This is a genomic window from [Haemophilus] ducreyi (assembly GCF_900109315.1).
In the GTDB taxonomy this organism is placed as follows: domain Bacteria; phylum Pseudomonadota; class Gammaproteobacteria; order Enterobacterales; family Pasteurellaceae; genus Haemophilus_B; species Haemophilus_B ducreyi.
Map to the genome: position 1 here is coordinate 83,239 of NZ_FOJC01000002.1, position 20,445 is coordinate 103,683.

The following is a 20,445-nucleotide window of genomic DNA, read 5'->3' on the forward strand; positions in this document are numbered from 1 at the left end:
GAAAGTTATGTTTAGAGTGCTGTTTTTAATGCTGTTATTGCTTGCAGGTTTAGTCGCAGGCCCATATCTTGCTGGAAGTCAAGGTTATGTTCGAATTGAAACTGATTCGAAAGTAATTGAAATGAGTTTAGTAATGTTGGTCGTATTCTTTATTATGGCTATGTCAATGGTTTATATTATTGAATGGACCATCATTCGTTTTTTTCGTTTAAGTAAAGGCTCATATAGTTGGTTCTTTCATCGTAAACAAAAACAAGCCCAACAAGAAACCTTGGAAGGCTTAATGAAATTCCGTGAGGGGGATTATTCTAAAGCAGAAAAATTGTTTAGCAAAAATGCTAAACACGCGGGCTCACCAATTTTAAATTTAATTAAAGCGGCAGAAGCAGCACAGCAACGTGGTGATGAATTTAATGCAAATAAATATTTGATTGAAGCTAGTCAATTATCACCCAATAGTGTGGTGGTTGAATTAACTCGAGCAAAAATTTTAGTACAACAAAATAAATTACCCGCCGCGCGCAGTGCAATTGATAGCTTAATTGAATTAGCACCACGCAATACAGAAGTGTTACGTTTAGCAATTGATATTTATAAACAGTCAAAAGCCTTCAATGCGTTAGATGCTGTATTAGAAAATGTTGGACAGAATAGCTTCTTATCAACCGAAGAATATATTGCATTAGAGCATTTCGTGAATGATGGGCTATTAGATGAGAAAATGAATGAAGAAGGTCAAGATGGCTTACTTACTTGGTGGGAAAATCAACCAAGCCGTATCCGTAAATATATTTATGTGCGTACCGGCCTTATTCAGCGTTTAATTGATACTGAAGATCATGAATCGGCGGAACAAATTGCATTAGAAACCTTTAAAAAATATGAAGATAAACAACTATTGTCATTGTTAAAACAATTGACCCGTATTCAAGTTGCAGAAGATAGCAAATTAGTTAAAACATTAATTAAGCGGGCAGATAAAGCAGAAGAATGCTATCGTGATGATTATGCAAGAGCATTAGGCTATATCTACGCAAGACTTAGTTTGTTTGATGAGGCAAGAAGCTATTTCGTTATGTTACTTGAGCATCAAGAATGTACGGCGAATGATCGGATTATGGCATTACATGTTGCTGAACAAACCAATGATACGGCATTAATTGCTAAAATCCGTACGCTTAATTTGAAAGAAGTGAGTATAGAACAATATAATAAGCCACTAGTCAATGTAACAGATAAAACGACATAACTTTTCGCGGAAAGCGTGTTAAAAGCCACTTATCACCATAAGTGGCTTTTTTACTTCTCAATAAGGCGGATACAAAAAAACCGAGCAATTTGCCCGGTTTTTCGTATTCTGAAATTAGCGACGTAAGCCTAAACGTGCGATAGTTTCTGAATATTTAGCAAGATCAGTACGTTTTAAGTAGTCTAATAATTTACGACGACGTGAAACCATACGTAATAAACCACGGCGACCATGGTGATCTTTTTTGTGTGTCGCAAAATGCGTTTGTAAGTGATTGATTTGTGCGGTTAATAATGCAATTTGTACTTCTGATGAACCAGTATCTTTTGCATCACGGCCAAATTCAGCCACGATCTTTGCTTTTGCTTCTACGCTTAGAGACATATTTATATCCTTTTTTTCAGGGTTGATAATACATCAATAGCCGATCTCTAACTCAGCTATGACAAGGAGGTCAAATTCTAAAGATAAAGCGGTAAAATTTCAATAAAATTTTGTAAAAATGCGATAAATTTCAGATTTGAGAATTAGTGAGTTTACAGTATAATCAACTTAATTTTTTGTAATAAATAGATACATTAGGGATTAATTAATGATTGAAAAAATGCATGAGCGAACTAATAGTGTTGCTTTTAAAGTTATTTTTGCGTTAGTTTCTTTATCATTTGTGCTGACAGGGATTGGAACGGGATTGGTCGGTGCAGATACGTCGGCGGTCAAAGTAAATGGTACAACCATTGATCAACACGCGTTTAATACGGCAAAAGCACGTCAGCAGAATGTGTTAAATGCTCAATTAGGTGAACGTTTTTGGGATTTATTAGATACGCCAGAATATGCTAAGCAATTTAATCAATCGGTATTAGACGGTTTAGTCAATGATGAATTAATGCGTCAATATGCAAAAGATCTAAAATTAGGTATTAGTGCTAATCAGATCAAATCCCAAATTGTCAATAGCCAAATATTCCAACAAGATGGCAAATTTAATAATGAACTTTATCAACATGCGTTACGTAACAATGGCCTAACTGCTGATGGCTATGCGGCAATAGTGAATGAGGGAATGTTATTATCACAAATTCAAAAAGGTATTGTGGAGAGTGATTTTAGTGTGCCAGTAACAGAAGCGTTACTTGCTAAATTATTATTACAACAACGCCAAGTTCGCTTAGCCACTTATCCAATTGCAAAAGAAATAGCAAATCAAACCGCTTCGGTTGAGGAATTGCAAAAATACTACGACGCTAAGAAAACAGATTTAGTTGAGCCAGAACAATTAGTCGTTGAATATGTGACTTTTATGCTGAAAGATATCGAAAAAAACATTCAGGTAACAGATGAACAAGTTGCAACTTATTATGAAAAAAATAAAGCAGATTTTGTTACTAAAGGCGAAACCCATTTAGCGCATATTCAACTAGCAAATGAAGAAAAGGCTAAGCAAGTTGCAGAAGCGCTTAAACAAGGAACAGATTTTGCTATGTTAGCCACTGATACATCAACTGATTCTTTATCTGCGCAACAAGGTGGAGATTTAGGTTGGACAAAAGCGGGCATTTTCCCCGAAACTTTTGAACAAACGGCTAATGCTTTAGCGGTTAATGAGGTGAGTGAACCTGTTAAAGTAGATAATAATTATCACATTATTAAAGTTTTAGATCGTAAAGAAGATGTGGTTTTACCGTTTGAAATGGTTAAAGATAAGATTGTGAAAATTATTCGTGATGAATTATTGTTGACTGAATATTCTAATATTAGTCATGAAATGGCAAATAAAGCCTTTGATAATAGTAGTTCATTAGCAGAGGTGGCACAAATAGCAGGTGTTAATGTACAAACATCAACACAATTTAACCGTGAACATATTCCGGCGGATTTAAATAATGAAAAAGTGATTAAAGCGTTATTTAATGGTGAGTTGCGTCAATCAGGTCAGAATTCTGATGCGCTTGATGTAGGTAATGAAGGCGAGCCTAAAACGATGTTTGTACGCGTCAGAGATTTTTATCCAGAACGTGTAAGAACATTTGATGAAGCTAAAGCCGATATAGAACAAATAGTTAAACATCAAAAAGCAGAACAGCTATTATTAGCTAAAGCAGAAGAAAATGTAAAAGCTTTAAATGAAGGGAACGCAGTTAATGTTGATTTTAACGAAGCAGAAACCTTAGTGTATGCTAAAGCTAGAGCGGATAATCCAATCTTATTTAAAACAGTCTTTGCGATGCAAAAACCGACAGATAAACCGACTTATCAAGTGACACATAATCAGCAAGGAGATGTTGTGATTGTGAGCTTAGAGAAAGTGATCGATGGTAAACAAGAAGAATTTGCTCCACTGGCGCGTCAATTAAAACAACTAGATCAGACATTATTACGCAATGACTTACTAAAAGATCTACGATCTAGAGCATCAGTTGATGTGAATCAAAACTTTATTGAGCAACTTAAATAAATTGTATTAAATAGTGATTAAAATAACGCCTAAACTTTTTTGTTGGGCGTTTTTGTTTTGTCAGCATAACGGTTACTCGCTATAATGTAACAATCGTTTTAGATAAAAAGTAGGTTTATGTGGACATTCTTGTTAATTTTGCCATTTATCTTCAATTCTTTATTGGATTGTTTGCGATCGTCAATCCATTTGGATCCTTACCCATTTTTTTCACGATGACGGCTAATCAGTATGAAACTGAGCGTAATCATACTAGTTTAATAGCCGCCTCTTCAATCGGCATTATTTTATTAGTCAGTTTGTTTTTTGGTAAATTAATTTTAGATACATTTAGCATTTCATTAGACTCTTTTCGTGTAGCGGGTGGCTTTTTGATCGCAAGCATTGCGATGACGATGATTAGTGGCAAACTGGGTGAGCATAAACAAAATAAAGAAGAAAAAAATGCTGATGTCAGTGAATATGAGAATATTGCAGTTGTGCCATTAGCGATGCCGATTATGGCGGGGCCGGGGGCAATTGGTTCAACTATCGTGTGGGGAACTCGTTATAATAATGTAGTAGATTATGTTGGCTTTAGCCTTGCGATTCTGCTTTTTGCATTAGTGTGTTATTTGCTTTTTCGTTTTTCAGCGCCATTGGTGAAAAAACTCGGTAAAACAGGCTCTAATGTAGTGACGCGTATTATGGGGTTAATTCTAATGGCATTAGGTATTGAAATTATTGTAACGGGATTAGGAAATCTATTTCCTGGCTTAGTTAAATAGGAAGTGTGTATGCAATCTTTTAGAGATGTTTTTGGGCATTTTTGTGTGATTCTATTAAGTGCGATGCTACTCATCTTATCGGGTTGTGATCAACATAAAGATCGAAGATCATCATCGCTAAATTCAAATATGACCTTAAAGCGGGCATTTTATTTATATGAAATGGTATTTGATCCACATTTTATTACTACACATGAACAATCGGCGCCAATTCGGGATCTCTTAGTGGGGTTAATGGGATTTAATCAGAAAGGCGAGATTGTTGCCGGAGTGGCACAGGAATGGCGGACTGAGAATAATCAACAATGGCAATTTGTTTTAGATAAAAAGGCGAAATGGTCTAATGGTCAAGCGGTTACCGCTGAAGATTTTGTAGCGAGTTGGCAACGTTTGATCAATCCTCGTAATGCTTTTCCGTTAGCTAATTACCTCGTTTATATGGGAGTGGAAAATGCGAAAGATATTTTACGTGGCGATAAAGCGGTCGAAGATTTAGGTGTAATCGCACTAGATGATCATACTTTACTGATTCGCTTGGAAAAAGCAAATTCGCAGCTGGTTAAAATGTTGGCTCACATTGCTTTATTACCGACTTACCATGGGCAAGTTCCGACGGCTGAACACTTTATTAGCAATGGCGCTTATCGGTTAGATCATTTTACTGATATTAAAATTAGCTTAAAAGCGGTTGAAAAAACGTTGCCTTTTACCGAAGTAGAATACCATAAAATTAATGAGCTACAGGCGATTAGACAATTTGATATCATTGAAAATCCGTTAGTCAGTCAAGAACATAATATTTGGCAATTTCCACGTTTGTGTACCTATTTCTATGAATTTAATTTTGCTGATTTGCAATTGAAGAAAAAAGAAATACGGCAAGTTATTAAATCAATGGTGTTATCTGCTCGAGTGCCACAAAAATATGGCATTGCGAGTTTTTCTGTCTTACCTAAAAGTATGCGAACCACAAGAGCCACACCGTGGCAGCCAATTTTAATTGAGCAATTATTGCAACAGGCAGATATTAGTGAACATAATCCATTGAAGATAAATTTACTTTATGATGAACAAAGCAAACATAGTGTTATTGCAGATCAAGTTATTCGTGCATTAAGTCAGTCAGATCTGATTCAAGTGTCACCAGTAGGCGTTACGTGGGACGATCTATTACATCGCCGTAATCTCAAAGATTTCCAAATGAGTCGTGCTGGTTGGTGTGCGGATTATCCTGAGGCCTTGCAATTTATTGAGCATTTTCATTCACAAAGCCCAGATAATAAAACAAACTACCATAATGTAGTGGTTGATCAAAGTTTAGAAAAATTGCAACTTGATAATTTATCTGAGCAACAACGTCAGCAACTGATTGAGAAGGTTGTTGAACAAATAGACAATGATATTGCCATTTTACCTATGTTCCAATATTATCGTAGAGTGGCAATTGACCCGACAGTCTTAGGCATTGATTTAAATAATAATAGCGAAGTTATTTATAGCAAACACTTATATCGAATAAAACCAAAGGATTAATTGATGAATCAACTAAACGGACAGCAATTAAATGACATCACATTGGTGTTGCAAAATTTTACCCATTCAACACTAAAAAAAGATTTAATTAGCTTAAATGCCTTTAAGAAAGCGGAACTAGCTGGCGGGATTTTAAGGATTGAATTAAGTATGCCTTTTGTTTGGCAAATAGGTTTTGAAGCATTGCAAGCGGAAGTAGAACAACAACTTAAACAAATTACAGGTGCAAGCGGTGTTAAATGGGTATTAAATTACCAAATTGCTACACTTAAACGGGCAAATAATCATCCTGCGGTTAATGGTGTTAAAAATATTATTGCGGTAACTTCAGGCAAAGGCGGCGTTGGTAAATCAACTACTTCGATCAATCTTACATTAGCTTTGCAAGCACAAGGCGCTAAGGTCGGCATTCTTGATGCGGATATTTACGGGCCTTCAATTCCACATATGTTGGGCGCGCAAGATCAGCGACCTACTTCACCAGATAATCGGCATATTACGCCAATTGAGGCGTATGGTATTCAATCTAATTCCATAGGTTATCTAATGGCGGAAGATAATGCAACGATTTGGCGAGGCCCAATGGCGAGTAGCGCATTAAGTCAACTATTAAATGAAACCTGGTGGACGGATTTAGATTATTTGGTTATTGATATGCCACCTGGCACCGGGGATATTCAATTGACCTTGTCGCAACAAATTCCAGTGACGGGTGCAGTAGTTGTTACTACACCACAAGATATTGCATTGCTAGATGCCATAAAAGGTATTGCGATGTTCCAAAAAGTCGCTGTGCCTGTGCTTGGCGTAATAGAAAATATGAGCGTGCATATTTGCCAAAATTGTGGCCATCAAGAAGCTATTTTTGGTACCGGCGGGGCAAGTAAAGTCGCTGAAAAATATAATACACAACTGTTGGGGCAGTTACCATTACATATTCGTTTACGGCAAGATTTAGATGCAGGAACTCCAACCGTGGTTGCGGATCCAACACACGAAATTAGTCAAGCCTATTTAGCATTGGCGGCCAAAGTAGCGGCAGAACTTTATTGGCAGGGGGCGGTCATTCCGTCTGAAATTATGATTCGGGAAGTGAAATAATTTGAATGGTTTTTATGCATTATTGCGATAAGCGGTCGTTTTCAGTAAAAAAACGACCGCTTATTTTAAGTGGCTTGAATGATTAAAGTTCGAAATTATCAAAGTCATTGCTGTCAACTTTTGAATCAATTTGTCCAACTAAATAAGAGCTTACCTCTACTTCTTGTGGAGCGACTTGTACATTATCAGAGACTAACCATGCGTTAATCCAAGGGATAGGGTTCGACTGGGTGGCGAAAGGCAAGGGTAATCCGACCGATTGCATACGAATATTGGTAATATATTCGACATATTTAACTAAAATTTCTTTATTTAAACCAATCATTGAACCATCTTTAAACAGATATTCTGCCCACTCTTTTTCTTGTTCAGCAGCAGCAACAAATAAATCATAAGCCTCTTGCTGGCATTCAACCGCAATTTCTGCCATCTCAGGATCATCTTGACCTGATGCAATAATATTTAACATTTGCTGAGTACCTGTTAGGTGTAGATATTCATCGCGTGCGATGAATTTAATAATTTTTGCATTGCCTTCCATTAATTGGCGCTCAGCAAAGGCAAATGAACAGGCAAATGATACGTAAAAACGAATCGCTTCTAATACGTTGACGCTCATTAAACAGAGATAAAGTTGGCGTTTTAAATTACGTAATGTAACTGCACACGCTTTACCATCAACTTGATAAGTACCTTCACCATAAAGAGTATAAAGTTGTGAATCACGAATTAAATCATCATAATAACAAGAGATATCCCTAGCACGCTTAATGATTTCTTCATTGGTGACAATATCATCAAATACAATGGAAGGATCATTAACAATATTACGAATAATATGAGTATAAGAACGTGAGTGAATAGTCTCAGAAAACGTCCAAGTTTCAATCCATGTTTCTAATTCTGGAATAGAAACAAGCGGCAAAAAAGCGACATTGGGGCTTCGGCCTTGAATAGAATCTAATAGCGTTTGGTATTTTAAATTACTAATAAAAATATGTTTTTCATGTTCAGGCAATGCTTGATAGTCAATGCGATCTTGAGATACATCAACTTCTTCAGGACGCCAGAAAAATGAAAGTTGTTTTTCAATTAATTTTTCAAATAATTCATATTTTTGTTGATCATAACGAGCAACATTCACGTTTTGACCAAAGAACATAGGTTCTTTTAATTGATCATTTTTATTTTGCGAGAAAGTGGTATAAGCCATTGCTCATTATCCTATTCTATTTTAAGCATATCTTTTGTTTAAATTCTACACGCACCATCAGCACAGTTGGCATCTAAATCTTCTTGCGAGTCTTCTGCGCCATCACGTGTATTTTGATAATAAAGTGTTTTTAAACCATATTTATAGGCGGTTAATAAGTCTTTAAGTAAGATTTTCATTGGCACTTTATCGTCTTCAAAGCGTTTCGGATCGTAGTTAGTATTGGCTGAAATAGCTTGGTCAACAAATTTTTGCATAATACCAACTAAATGTAAGTAGCCATCCATGTTGGGAATATCCCAAAGTAATTCATATTGATCTTTCAATGTTTCATATTCAGGAACAACTTGTTTTAAAATACCATCTTTAGAAGCTTTAATACTAACGTAACCACGTGGCGGTTCAATACCATTCGTTGCATTTGAGATTTGCGATGAAGTTTCTGATGGCATTAGTGCGGTCAAGGTCGAATTGCGCAATCCAAATTGTTTAATGTCAGCACGTAATGCTTCCCAATCATAGTGTAATGGTTCTTGAGTAAGTTGATCAATATCTTTTTTGTAGCTATCAATCGGTAAAATACCTTTAGCATAAGTGGTTTCATTAAAGCCTTTACACGGACCTAGTTCTTTGGCTAAGTTCATGGAAGCTTTGAGTAAATAGTATTGAACTGCTTCAAAAGTGCGATGTGTTAAATCATTCGCACTTCCATCTGAATAACGCACCCCATGTTTGGCTAGATAGTAAGCATAGTTAATTACCCCAATACCAAGTGAACGACGTGCTATTGCCCCTTTTTCAGCCGCTTTTACCGGATAATTTTGATAATCCAATAACGCATCTAATGCTCGCACTGCTAAATCAGCAAGCGGTTCCAATTCATCTAAATTTTGTAATCTGCCTAAGTTAAATGCTGAGAGTGTACAAAGTGCAATTTCACCTTGCTCATCGTTTATATTATTCAATGGTTTGGTTGGTAAGGCAATTTCTAAACAAAGATTCGATTGACGAATAGGTGCTACGCTTGGATCAAAAGGCGAATGAGTATTAGAGTGATCGACATTATGAATATAAATTCGACCGGTTGATGCTCTTTCTTGAATCAATAACGAGAATAACTCAATAGCTTTTACGCTTTTCTTCCTGATGCTAGGATCTTGTTCATATTGCAGATAAAGTAGTTCAAATTTTTCTTGATCCGCAAAAAAGGCCTCATATAACCCTGGTACATCAGAAGGACTGAATAAAGTGATATCTGATCCTTTAATGAGGCGTTGGTAGATTAATTTATTGATTTGAACGCCGTAATCCATATGGCGACAGCGGTTATCTTCCACTCCGCGATTATTTTTAAGCACAACTAAACTTTCTACTTCTAAATGCCAAATCGGATAGAAAACCGTTGCTGCACCACCACGAACGCCACCTTGTGAACAAGATTTTACCGCTGTTTGGAAATGTTTATAAAATGGAATACAACCGGTATGGAATGCCTCACCATTTCGAATTGGACTGCCTAATGCACGAATAGCGCCTGCATTAATGCCTATTCCTGCACGTTGAGATACATATTTAATTACCGCTGAAGACGTTGCATTAATTGAGTCTAAACTATCTCCACATTCAATTAGTACACAAGAACTAAATTGACGAGTTGGTGTTCGAACGCCCGCCATAATTGGAGTCGGGAGTGAGATTTTAAAGGTCGACGTTGCATCATAAAAACGATGGATATAGTCTAAACGAGTTGCTTTGGGGTAACTAGAAAATAAACATGCAGCAACTAAGATATATAAGAATTGTGCCGATTCGTAAATTTCACCCGTAACACGGTTTTGGACTAAGTATTTTCCTTCCAATTGTTTGACGGCAGCATAGGAAAAATTCATATCACGTTCATGCACTAAAAAGCCATTCATGACATTCCATTCTTCTTCGCTATATTGCTTTAGCAACAAATTATCATATTTACCCAATTTAACTAATTTTTGTATGTGTTCAAATAAATGGGGTGGATAAAAAGTACCATAAGCTTTTTTACGCAGATGAAATACGGCTAAACGCGCGGCCAGATACTGATAGTCAGGCGTTTCTTTACTGATTAAATCAGCAGCTGCCTTAATAATCGTTTCGTGAATATCTGACGTGCGAATGCCTTGATAGAATTGGATATGAGCGCTTAATTCTACTTGCGAAACTGAAACATTAGCTAAACCCTCAGCAGCCCAAGTAATAACACGATGGATTTTTTCTAAATTTAAAGGTTCTTGTTGTCCATTACGTTTAGTTACCATTAATTGGCTGTGCATAAAAAACGCTCCTTTTTCTGTTGGATTTTAACCACTATATGTTGTGGTTTTTATAGAATGGTGTACAAGATATGGTTTTTTTATGCTGAATTCAAGCAGAAAATTTTTTGTCTAGCTTATTGACAATAGATAAGTTATTGATGAGTGAAGAAATCAGTAAAAAAGAAAAATGAATTTACTAATTATGGAAGGAATCATATTATTTTTTTATTGCTATTTATGATTAGGCTTGGTTAGAACGGTAGTTAAATTTTTTAAGATAGTCGAAAGCATTTTTATGAAAAAAGCGGTCTAATTTACATAATTATTTGCAAATTAGGCCGCTTATATTATCTAAATACTGAGCGATATTGTGGCGTAGCGCGTTTAAATTGACTCATAAAGACAATTAAGAAAAATAGCATAAATAAACTAAAGGCGACAATTAACCATTCTGGCATTCCCCAGCCTAACATTTGCCATTGCCTTTCACTACAATTGACTGTGCCAGCAGCAAAAATATTGGGAAACCATTCATCAAGCGGTATCGTTTGTGGGAATTGTGGTTTAAACTCACATTGATTCCAAGGCGATGGATTGGCTTGATAATCATAATGTTTAATAGAAAGTGATAAACCTTTAAATGCACTGAAACCCCATAATACTAGCGCTAGCCAGCGGAATAGGAAGAAATTAGGCGCAATTAAGGCAATTAAGCCAGCAATTAATAAACCAGTAAGTGCAACGCGTTCATATATACACATAACACACGGAATTAGGCCTAATTTATATTGGAAATAAAGACCAGTTACTTCAAGAGTACAGGCTAAAGTTGCAAGTAATAACCAAGCGGGTCTACGTAACGATAGTTCTTTGAAATAGCTGAGCATATAAAGTACCTTTTTTCTGATATGTTTAGGTATTGTATCCGATTTTATGCCTTTTTCGTATAATTATCTTCCTTCACTCACGATTGAATGAAGGAAGTAGAATAGTGTATTTAGCGCGCAATTAACCAACCCCAATTAGTCATTAATTCGGTAAGCGGTGGAAGTAAATATTCTAAGGCAAAGAAACCAACGATAGACAATACTATCGTATAAGGTAATGCCATATATATCATTCTACTATATGAAAGACGAATTAATGGTGCGAATGGTGAAGTAAGTAAGAATAAGAATGCAGCTTGTCCATTTGGTGTGGCAACAGACGGTAGGTTAGTACCGGTATTGATGGCGATTGCGATTAAATCAAACTGTTCACGGCTGATAAAGCCAGACGTTAATGCCGCTTTGGTCTCATTCATATAGACAGTGCCAACGAAAACATTATCTGAGATCATCGATAATAAGCCATTGAAAACATAGAATAACGCCAATTGAGAATGCGGATCTGCCGATAAGACAAAATTAATAATGGGTTCAAATAATTTAAGATCCACAATAACGGCAACAATAGTAAAGAATACTACAATTAGGGCAGTAAAAGGCATTGGTTCTTGGAAAGAACGGCCGATTGCGTGTTCATCAGTAATGCCACAAAAAGCTGTACAGATAATAATAATCGTTAGCCCGATAATCCCAACATCAGCAAGATGTAATGCTAAACCAACAATTAACCAAATACCTGCAAGCGCTTGGATAGCCATTTTTACCCGATCTTGTTTGGTCATATGTTGTTCTTGCAATACATTATAACGTGCAAGCACGCCCCAAACACGACGTGGTAAACGTTCACCATACCCAAAGATTTTAAAATGTTCGAGTAATAAACACGTTGCAATACCACAAATTAATACGGGTAAACTGACCGGTGCTACACGGATTAAAAACTCAATGAATCCCCATTCTGCTTGGCTTGCAATAATTAAATTTTGTGGTTCGCCAACCATTGTCATTACACCACCTAATGCACTGCCTACGGCTGCGTGCATCAATAAACTCCGCAAAAAAGCACGGAATTGTTCAAGAATCTTTTTATTGGTAATAATCTTATCGTCGTTACTAATATCAGTAGAATCTTCAAAGGTACTGCCAGAAGCGACTTTATGGTAAACACCATAAAAACCGGTTCCTACGCTGATAATTACGGCAATAACCGTTAAGGCATCCAAGAAAGCGGACAAAAATGCAGCGCTTAAACAAAATGAAAGCGAAAGTACTTTTTTAGAACGAATTACAATTAGTAATTTAGTAAATACATATAAAAGCAGTTGCTTCATAAAGTAAATACCGGCAACCATAAACATTAATAATAAAATAACTTCAAAGTTCGCTATAACCTCATGTTTCACGTGGTGAGGTGAAGTCATACCGATTGCAACGGCTTCAATTGCAAGTAAACCACCAGGTTGTAATGGATAACATTTTAATGCCATTGAAAGTGTAAAGATAAATTCAGCGACTAGTGTCCAACCAGCAATAAATGGACTAACAAAGAAGTAAATTAATGGATTTATCACCAGAAAGGTAATAATACATAACTTATACCATTCAGGCGCGCGGCCTAAAAACGTTTTAAAGATAGCATTAGAGCTATTCATGAAAGGGCCTCCTATTTAAAAATTAAAAATAATAAACCTATGCTAATTGTAATCTCGTTGAGATTAAAGGATAATAAGCTTTATCGCACGTTTTTGTGGGACTTTTTTGATTTTAGATAAATATCACACTTTTTGTTAATTTTACATCATATTTTGACTAAATATGATGTTATGGAGATGTCGCACCATGGATAACACTTATATTTTGAAAGCACGAAGCCCAGCGGCGCTTGCTGAAGAATATATCGTACGAAGTATTTGGGATAAACGCTTTCCGGCAGGGTCTGATTTGCCTGCAGAACGTGAGCTTGCGGATAAAATGGGGGTAACAAGAACTACATTACGCGAAGTTTTACAACGTTTGGCTCGTGATGGCTGGTTAAATATCCAACATGGTAAACCGACAAGGGTGAATGATGTTTGGGAAACTGCGGGGCCTAATATTATTAGCACCTTAATAAAATTAGATAAATCTTATATTCCAGTTATTATTGCCAATGTTGTGTCATTACGTACGCGTATGGCAGAATCATATATTCCTGAAGCAATTAAGTTAAATCCTGCACAATGTTGTCCTCTTTTTGCACAGTTAGATACGCTTGAAGATACCGCAGAAGCTTATGCAATATTTGATTACAATTTATTCAGACAATTGACTTTTTTGGCAAATAAACCGGTCTATGCTTTGATTTTAAATAGTTTTAAACAAATGTACCACCAAGTTGCCAATCTTTTCTTCGCTGATCCAGCTTGCCGTCAATTAAGCCTTTCTTTTTATCGTCTTTTATTGTCCGCCTGTGTAGAAGAAAATCATGAGAAAGCTATTCAAGTATTAGTCGATAACCGCCAATTAAGTAGCGAAATTTGGGTTAAGTTATTACAGACATTGCCAGAGCAATTTGGTGTGTGAGGATAGAAGATTTTGGATGCAATTATCATTACATTAACGCCACAAGATAATTCACGTTTACAATCATTATGTGGCAGTGTAGATCAGCATATTACCTTGATTGAAAATAATTTTGGCTTGTCGATTGCACGTAATGGCTTTACTTTTACGATAGCGGCTACAGATAATCTCCATTGTCCTCCTCATTTAATGCAACATACAGCACAATTATTGAGGCAACTTTATCAACAAACCGCACCGCTTAAAGGCAAAATTCCCCTCTTAGATCTGCCCGATATACATTTAGCTATTCAAGAAAGCCGAATGTTATTACAACAATCAAACAGCTATCCACAACACGATATAGTTATTAAAACCAAACGCGGTGTTATTAAGCCACGAGGAGAACACCAAAATGCTTATTTACATAATATTTTACATCATGATATTAGCTTTGGCATTGGGCCCGCGGGCACGGGGAAAACATTTTTAGCGGTTGCTGCCGCCATTGATGCGCTAGAAAAACAGGAAATACGCCGTATTTTATTGACACGTCCTGCCGTTGAAGCGGGCGAAAAATTAGGTTTTCTTCCGGGTGATCTTGGTCAGAAAATTGAACCCTATTTAAGACCGCTATATGACGCTTTATTTGAAATGCTTGGGTTTGAAAAAGTGCAAAAACTGATTGAGCGAAATGTGATTGAAATTGCACCGCTTGCTTATATGCGTGGTCGCACTTTAAATGATGCTTTTGTTATTTTAGATGAAAGTCAAAACACAACGATTGAACAGATGAAAATGTTCTTAACACGAATTGGTTTTAATGCTAAAGCAGTGATTACGGGGGATATTACACAAATTGATTTACCACGTAGTCAAAAATCAGGCTTAAAACATGCAATTGAAGTGTTGAAAAAAGTTGAAGGGTTAAGTTTTAATTATTTTGATAGTCAAGATATTCTACGGCATCCAGTGGTGGCTAAAATTGTAAAAGCCTATGATGTTTGGGATATGCAAAATACCGCTCAGCGTGATGTTATATAGCGAAATTAGCCAGATGAACAGCAAAATCCGAAACAGGATATGAAATCAAATAAAGCGGGCTAATTTATGATAAATACTTAAATTAGCCCGCTTTTTTGTTAGTTAATTATTCATTTGGTTAATTACCACATTTCTTTTGCTTTGGTCACCACGTTTTCCACGCTAAAACCAAATAATTTGAATAATTGATCTGCAGGTGCTGATTCACCAAAACTATTCATACCGATAATACGGCCTTCAAAGCCAACGTATTTGTACCAGAAATCAGATAATTGTGCTTCAATCACTATGCGTTTGGTGATAGAGCGAGGTAACACTGACTCACGATAAGATTCGCTTTGTTTATCGAAAATATTCGTTGATGGCATAGACACTACGCGTACTTTTTTACCTTCATTTTCAAGCACTTCAGCGGCTTTAATTGCAAGTTCGACTTCAGATCCTGTCGCAATTAAGATTAAGTCTGGAGTGCCAGATGCCTCTTTCAACACATAACCGCCACGAGCAACATTCGCTAATTGTTCTGCCGTACGCGACTGCTGTGCTAAATTTTGCCGTGTAAAGATCAATGCAGTTGGCCCATCTTGACGTTCAATAGCGGATTTCCACGCAATGGCTGATTCAACTTGGTCACAAGGGCGCCACGTTTCTAAATTTGGAATGTAACGTAATGAAGCGGTCTGTTCTACTGGTTGATGCGTTGGACCATCTTCTCCTAAACCGATAGAATCATGGGTATAAACAAATAAGGCACGTTGTTTCATTAATGCTGCCATACGTACAGCATTATGTGCATATTCATAGAACATCAAGAAAGTCGCACCATAAGGGATAAAACCACCGTGCAACGCAATACCATTCATAATGGCAGACATACCGAATTCACGAACCCCATAATTGATATAATTCCCATCAACATTATGATCCGCACGAATTGGTTTTGAACCAGACCAAAGCGTTAAGTTTGAACTGGCTAAATCTGCAGAGCCACCTAAAAGTTCAGGCAATAAATGTGCATAAGCTTCGATCGCATTTTGTGATGCTTTACGGCTTGCAATTGAAGCAGGATTAGCTTGTAATGTTTCAATAAAGTGACAGGCTTCTGTTTGCCAATTTGCCGGTAAATCACCCGCCATACGGCGTTTAAATTCAGCAGCAAGCGCTGGATAAGCGGTCTGATAAGCAACAAATTTTGCATCCCATTCTTTTTCGATTAAGCAACCTTTTGCCTTAGCATCCCAGTCTGCATAGATATCCGCAGGAATTTCGAATGGCGCATATTGCCAATTTAATGCTTGGCGAGTTAATGCAATCTCCTCATTACCTAATGGAGCACCGTGGCAATCGTGTGATGCTGATTTGTTTGGTGAACCATAACCAATAATTGTTTTACAGATAATTAACGTTGGGCGATCTTTTTCCGCTTGTGCATTTTCAATCGCTATTTTGATTTGGGTTGCATCGTGTCCATCTACATTCCGAATCACTTGCCAGCCATAGGCTTCAAAACGTTGTGCAGTATCATCAGCAAACCAGCCATCTACATGGCCATCGATAGAAATATTATTATCATCATAAAAAGCAATTAGCTTACCTAAACCTAATGTGCCCGCTAATGAACAAGCTTCATGTGAAATACCTTCCATTAGACAGCCATCACCTAAAAAGGCATAAGTATAATGATCAACAATTTTGTGGCCTTCACGGTTAAATTGAGCCGCTAATGTTTTTTCAGCAATGGCCATTCCTACCGCATTAGTAATACCTTGACCTAACGGACCGGTTGTTGTTTCTATACCGGGTGCATAACCATATTCAGGATGTCCAGGTGTTTTAGAGTGCAATTGACGGAATTGTTTTAAATCTTCAATTGAAAGATCATAACCGCTCAAATGCAATAAACTATAAATTAACATGGAACCATGACCGTTGGAGAGCACAAAGCGGTCGCGATCTGCCCATTTAGGATTAGTCGGATTATGCTTTAAGAAATCACGCCATAATACTTCAGCAATATCAGCCATTCCCATCGGCGCACCGGGGTGGCCTGAATTAGCTTTTTGTACTGCATCTATACTTAAAAAACGAATTGCATTCGCGAGCACTTTACGTTCTGTCATATATTACTCCTCGTAATTAATGATTATGCTAAAATAACTTGTATAATGAGTTATCAAATTCTACACTATTTTTCTAATAAAACTCAAAAAAACTGCAATGAAATTGTGAGATAGCTCACAATAAATGAATTTTTTTGAGTAAAAATGATTGATTTTGACAGGGGGGGCTAGATAAAATTTGGATAAGAATCCTACTGCGTTATTGATCTTTATTCTAAAATAAAATAGAATTTGCTTTCTTTTGGCGTTGAGTAATTTACTCAACATATTTTTAGTTACATATGGTACTTATCAGCGGATGTCGTTAAATATATAAATCATTTAACTGCAACAAGATAAGTGGCGATATGGCTTCATCAGAGGTTCTCCAATGAAACAAGGTATTCACCCAGAATATAAAGAAATTACGGCAACATGTTCTTGCGGTAATGTAATTAAAACACGCTCAACAGTAGAGAAAAATTTAAATCTAGACGTATGTGGTAATTGTCACCCATTCTATACGGGCAAACAGCGTGTAGTTGACACAGGTGGTCGTGTTGAACGTTTCAATAAACGTTTTAATATCCCGGGCACTAAATAATTATTGTTTTGTCAATAAAACCCTGCTATTGCAGGGTTTTATTGTATTTATGCTATAGCATAGTTAAAAGGCTATATTTAATTTTGTAAAATTGAAAAAATTCTATTTAAGAAAGGAATATCAAATTAAATCGTATGTTACCCATTTTTATTATTAACTTAGAAAAATCAGTTGAGAGAAAAAAAATTATTCAACAACAATTTTCTCATTTAGCGACTGAAATACCATTCGAGTTTTTCAATGCTATTTATGGCAAAGAAAATCCTGATTTTTATTTATTTAAAAAATATAATGAGTCAGAAAGAATTAAAAGAAAAGGTAACCAAATGAATCTCGCTCAATTAGGTTGCTTTGCTAGTCATTATTTATTATGGGAAAAATGCCTCGAATTAAATCAGCCAATTATTATTTTGGAAGATGATGCAATTCTTCATGATAATTTTATTGAAGCGTATGATTTTTTAAGTGATAAAGAAAATATATTTGAATTTTTATGGTTAAGCCCACCTGCTCCAGCACGTAGAGGACAACAAGGCAAGAAACTTTACCAAATTAATGCTAAAGAATTATCTGTATTCAAATTTTATAAATGTTGGGGAAATACAACAGGTTATTATATTACTCCTGCTGCTGCAAAAAAATTACTAAATTATTGCCAAGAATGGATTTATGATCTCGATATTACTATTGAAAGATATTGGGCTAATGATTTAGCTTGTTTAGCTTTGATTCCAGCTTGCCTTGAGCCCGATTTGAGTTTAGAAAGCAATATTCCGGTGGATAAAGGCAAACAGCAACGCACAGTCGCTATTCGTTTGAGAAGAGAATTTTATGCTTTGAAAGATAAATGTTTAAAATTCATTTATGATACTATTAAAGGATAGGGATATGAATATAGTGTTTTCTTCTGATGAAAATTATGCTCCACATTTGTCTGTTTGCTTATACAGCATATTGTCTCATAATTATAATATAAATTTTTATATTTTAGATTTAGGTATTAAAGAAGAAAGTAAGAGTTTTATTAAGTCATTAGTAGAGAAATTTAATTCAAATATTGAATTTATAAAAATTTCTGTAGATAGTTTCAGTAACTTTCCTATATATATTGATTATATATCATTAGCAACTTATGCAAGATTAAAGTTAACAGATTATTTGCCTCAATTAGAAAAAGTATTGTATTTAGATATAGATACTATTGTGAATGGTAGTCTTATTGATTTATGGGATTTAGATTTGAATGAATATTATATTGCGGCTGTTGCTGATCCATTTATAGAAAGTTTAAATTATAAAACAATATTAGGATTGGATAAAAATATTTATTTCAATGCAGGTGTTTTGCTCATTGATTGTATAAAGTGGAAGCAATATAATATTTTTGATAAAAGCGTTAAGATAATTAAAGATTTGAGTAAAAAATTACAGTATCAAGATCAGGATATTTTAAATCTTATTTTAAAAGATAAAGTTTTATTATTAGATTGTCGTTATAATTTTATGCCTAGTCAGTTAGATTTTATAAAAAGAGATAAAGTGAGAAAAGGAATAAAAATAACTACACCTATTGTTATTTATCATTATTGTGGTCCTAAAAAGCCTTGGCATATAGACTGTACTAATTTTAATTGTGAGTTGTATGCTTATCTGTCTAATAAATTGCAAGATAAACCTGCTCATTGGTCCTAGACTTTTACGTACAACTTTAAAGATTAGATTTAAGAGAATTAAAAAAAATTAATTTATAAATTTATATATGGTATTTATTGATTTATTATCAAAATGATAATTAAGCGGTCTTATTTTGCTAATTTTAAGTAAATAAGACCGCTTTTTAGTGAATTATTTAAATACTGCCCAAATAGGGGCATGATCAGAGGGTTTTTCCATAGCTCTGATTTCTAAATCAATTCCTGTTTCTACACAATGGTTTGCTAGTGTTGTTGAAGCTAAAATTAAGTCAATTCGTAACCCACGGTTGTCATTAAAACCTTTAGAGCGATAATCAAACCATGAGAATTGATCAGTTGTAGTTGGATGCATTGCGCGGAAAGTATCTACTAAACCATAGTGATATAAACGGTTTAACCATTCGCGTTCTTCTGGTAAGAAAGAACATTTGCCTTCTCTTAACCAACGTTTACGATTTGCTTCACCAATCCCAATATCTAAATCCGTAGAGCAGATATTCATATCACCCATAATAATAATAGGGTTGTCTGCTGTTAGGGTGGTTTCTAAATAATGTTGTAGGTCAGCATAGAATTTTGCTTTAGCAGAAAATTTTGTTTCATGCTGGCGATTTTCACCTTGTGGAAAGTAGCCATTTAGTACGGTTAGGATACCAAAATCAGTGTTAATCTCTGCCATAATCATTCGTTTTTGGGCATCAGCTGTATCATTTGGAAAGCCTTTACGAATGGTAAGCGGTTGTTTTTTAGTTAAAAGCGCTACGCCATAATGGCCTTTTTGGCCATGATAAAAAACGTGATAGCCCAGATGTTCTACAAGTTGATGTGGGAAATCTTCATCTGCAACTTTGATTTCTTGTAAGCCGATTACATCAGGTTGATGTTTATTGATGATTGCTTCTAATTGATGTGGTCTAGCCCGTAAGCCATTGATATTAAAAGAGATAAACTTCATAAAAACCTT

At 35.7% G+C, this 20,445-nt stretch carries 17 protein-coding genes; 10 read left to right on the plus strand and 7 right to left on the minus strand.

Annotated elements, in window-relative coordinates; all coding sequences use genetic code 11:
- Window positions 1–7: 7 nt before the first annotated feature.
- Complete coding sequence (locus BMX01_RS01650) at window positions 8–1,249, plus strand: heme biosynthesis protein HemY (RefSeq protein WP_064082778.1); 1,242 nt, start codon at window positions 8–10, stop codon at window positions 1,247–1,249.
- Window positions 1,250–1,363: 114 nt separating this feature from the next.
- Here the strand turns inward: BMX01_RS01650 and rpsO are convergent, their stop codons facing one another.
- A complete protein-coding gene (gene rpsO / locus BMX01_RS01655; protein ID WP_064082779.1) occupies window positions 1,364–1,633 on the minus strand; it encodes a 30S ribosomal protein S15 in 270 nt (89 codons plus the stop codon).
- 208 nt (window positions 1,634–1,841) lie between these two features.
- On the opposite strand from rpsO, the gene BMX01_RS01660 reads away from it, so the two are divergent.
- From BMX01_RS01660 to apbC, 4 genes are all read left to right on the plus strand, one after another.
- Window positions 1,842–3,707 carry a SurA N-terminal domain-containing protein gene (locus BMX01_RS01660; RefSeq protein ID WP_064082780.1) on the plus strand — a complete coding sequence of 622 codons (1,866 nt, stop codon included), beginning with the start codon at window positions 1,842–1,844 and terminating at the stop codon, window positions 3,705–3,707.
- 119 nt (window positions 3,708–3,826) lie between these two features.
- A complete protein-coding gene (locus BMX01_RS01665) occupies window positions 3,827–4,474 on the plus strand; it encodes a YchE family NAAT transporter (protein WP_010945521.1) in 648 nt (215 codons plus the stop codon).
- A gap of 9 nt (window positions 4,475–4,483) precedes the next feature.
- Window positions 4,484–6,007: a peptide ABC transporter substrate-binding protein gene (locus BMX01_RS01670; RefSeq protein WP_074647639.1), complete on the plus strand. Its 1,524-nt coding sequence runs from the start codon at window positions 4,484–4,486 to the stop codon at window positions 6,005–6,007.
- A gap of 3 nt (window positions 6,008–6,010) precedes the next feature.
- Window positions 6,011–7,108: an iron-sulfur cluster carrier protein ApbC gene (gene apbC / locus BMX01_RS01675; RefSeq protein WP_064082782.1), complete on the plus strand. Its 1,098-nt coding sequence runs from the start codon at window positions 6,011–6,013 to the stop codon at window positions 7,106–7,108.
- 82 nt (window positions 7,109–7,190) lie between these two features.
- On the opposite strand, the gene nrdB is transcribed toward apbC, so the two are convergent.
- The 4 genes from nrdB to nhaB all read right to left on the minus strand — a co-directional run bounded on the left by nrdB (window position 7,191) and on the right by nhaB (window position 13,151).
- On the minus strand, window positions 7,191–8,321 hold the full coding sequence (gene nrdB / locus BMX01_RS01680) for a class Ia ribonucleoside-diphosphate reductase subunit beta (RefSeq protein ID WP_064083263.1): 1,131 nt from the start codon (window positions 8,319–8,321) through the stop codon (window positions 7,191–7,193).
- A gap of 38 nt (window positions 8,322–8,359) precedes the next feature.
- A complete protein-coding gene (nrdA, locus tag BMX01_RS01685; RefSeq protein ID WP_074647641.1) occupies window positions 8,360–10,630 on the minus strand; it encodes a class 1a ribonucleoside-diphosphate reductase subunit alpha in 2,271 nt (756 codons plus the stop codon).
- A gap of 329 nt (window positions 10,631–10,959) precedes the next feature.
- Complete coding sequence (gene dsbB / locus BMX01_RS01690; RefSeq protein WP_074647643.1) at window positions 10,960–11,499, minus strand: disulfide bond formation protein DsbB; 540 nt, start codon at window positions 11,497–11,499, stop codon at window positions 10,960–10,962.
- Window positions 11,500–11,609: 110 nt separating this feature from the next.
- Window positions 11,610–13,151 carry a sodium/proton antiporter NhaB gene (nhaB, locus tag BMX01_RS01695; protein ID WP_074647645.1) on the minus strand — a complete coding sequence of 514 codons (1,542 nt, stop codon included), beginning with the start codon at window positions 13,149–13,151 and terminating at the stop codon, window positions 11,610–11,612.
- Window positions 13,152–13,338: 187 nt separating this feature from the next.
- Between nhaB and fadR the strand changes: the two genes are divergently transcribed.
- Window positions 13,339–14,061 carry a fatty acid metabolism transcriptional regulator FadR gene (gene fadR, locus BMX01_RS01700; RefSeq protein ID WP_064082787.1) on the plus strand — a complete coding sequence of 241 codons (723 nt, stop codon included), beginning with the start codon at window positions 13,339–13,341 and terminating at the stop codon, window positions 14,059–14,061.
- A 12-nt stretch (window positions 14,062–14,073) separates the two neighbouring features.
- Window positions 14,074–15,084 (plus strand): PhoH family protein, encoded by a 1,011-nt coding sequence (locus BMX01_RS01705; protein WP_064082788.1) that lies wholly within the window; start codon window positions 14,074–14,076, stop codon window positions 15,082–15,084.
- A gap of 122 nt (window positions 15,085–15,206) precedes the next feature.
- Here BMX01_RS01705 and tkt read toward each other — a convergent pair whose 3' ends face one another.
- A complete protein-coding gene (gene tkt / locus BMX01_RS01710) occupies window positions 15,207–17,204 on the minus strand; it encodes a transketolase (RefSeq protein ID WP_064082789.1) in 1,998 nt (665 codons plus the stop codon).
- A gap of 370 nt (window positions 17,205–17,574) precedes the next feature.
- Here tkt and rpmE point away from each other — a divergent pair, with 370 nt between their 5' ends.
- From rpmE to BMX01_RS01725, 3 genes are all read left to right on the plus strand, one after another.
- Window positions 17,575–17,787 carry a 50S ribosomal protein L31 gene (gene rpmE / locus BMX01_RS01715; RefSeq protein WP_064082790.1) on the plus strand — a complete coding sequence of 71 codons (213 nt, stop codon included), beginning with the start codon at window positions 17,575–17,577 and terminating at the stop codon, window positions 17,785–17,787.
- 134 nt (window positions 17,788–17,921) lie between these two features.
- Window positions 17,922–18,671 (plus strand): glycosyltransferase family 25 protein, encoded by a 750-nt coding sequence (locus BMX01_RS01720; RefSeq protein ID WP_064082791.1) that lies wholly within the window; start codon window positions 17,922–17,924, stop codon window positions 18,669–18,671.
- 4 nt (window positions 18,672–18,675) lie between these two features.
- Window positions 18,676–19,479, plus strand: coding sequence for a glycosyltransferase family 8 protein (locus BMX01_RS01725; RefSeq protein WP_158077647.1), 804 nt, complete (start codon window positions 18,676–18,678; stop codon window positions 19,477–19,479).
- A 153-nt stretch (window positions 19,480–19,632) separates the two neighbouring features.
- On the opposite strand, the gene xthA is transcribed toward BMX01_RS01725, so the two are convergent.
- A complete protein-coding gene (gene xthA / locus BMX01_RS01730; protein ID WP_064082792.1) occupies window positions 19,633–20,436 on the minus strand; it encodes an exodeoxyribonuclease III in 804 nt (267 codons plus the stop codon).
- Window positions 20,437–20,445: the final 9 nt, after the last annotated feature.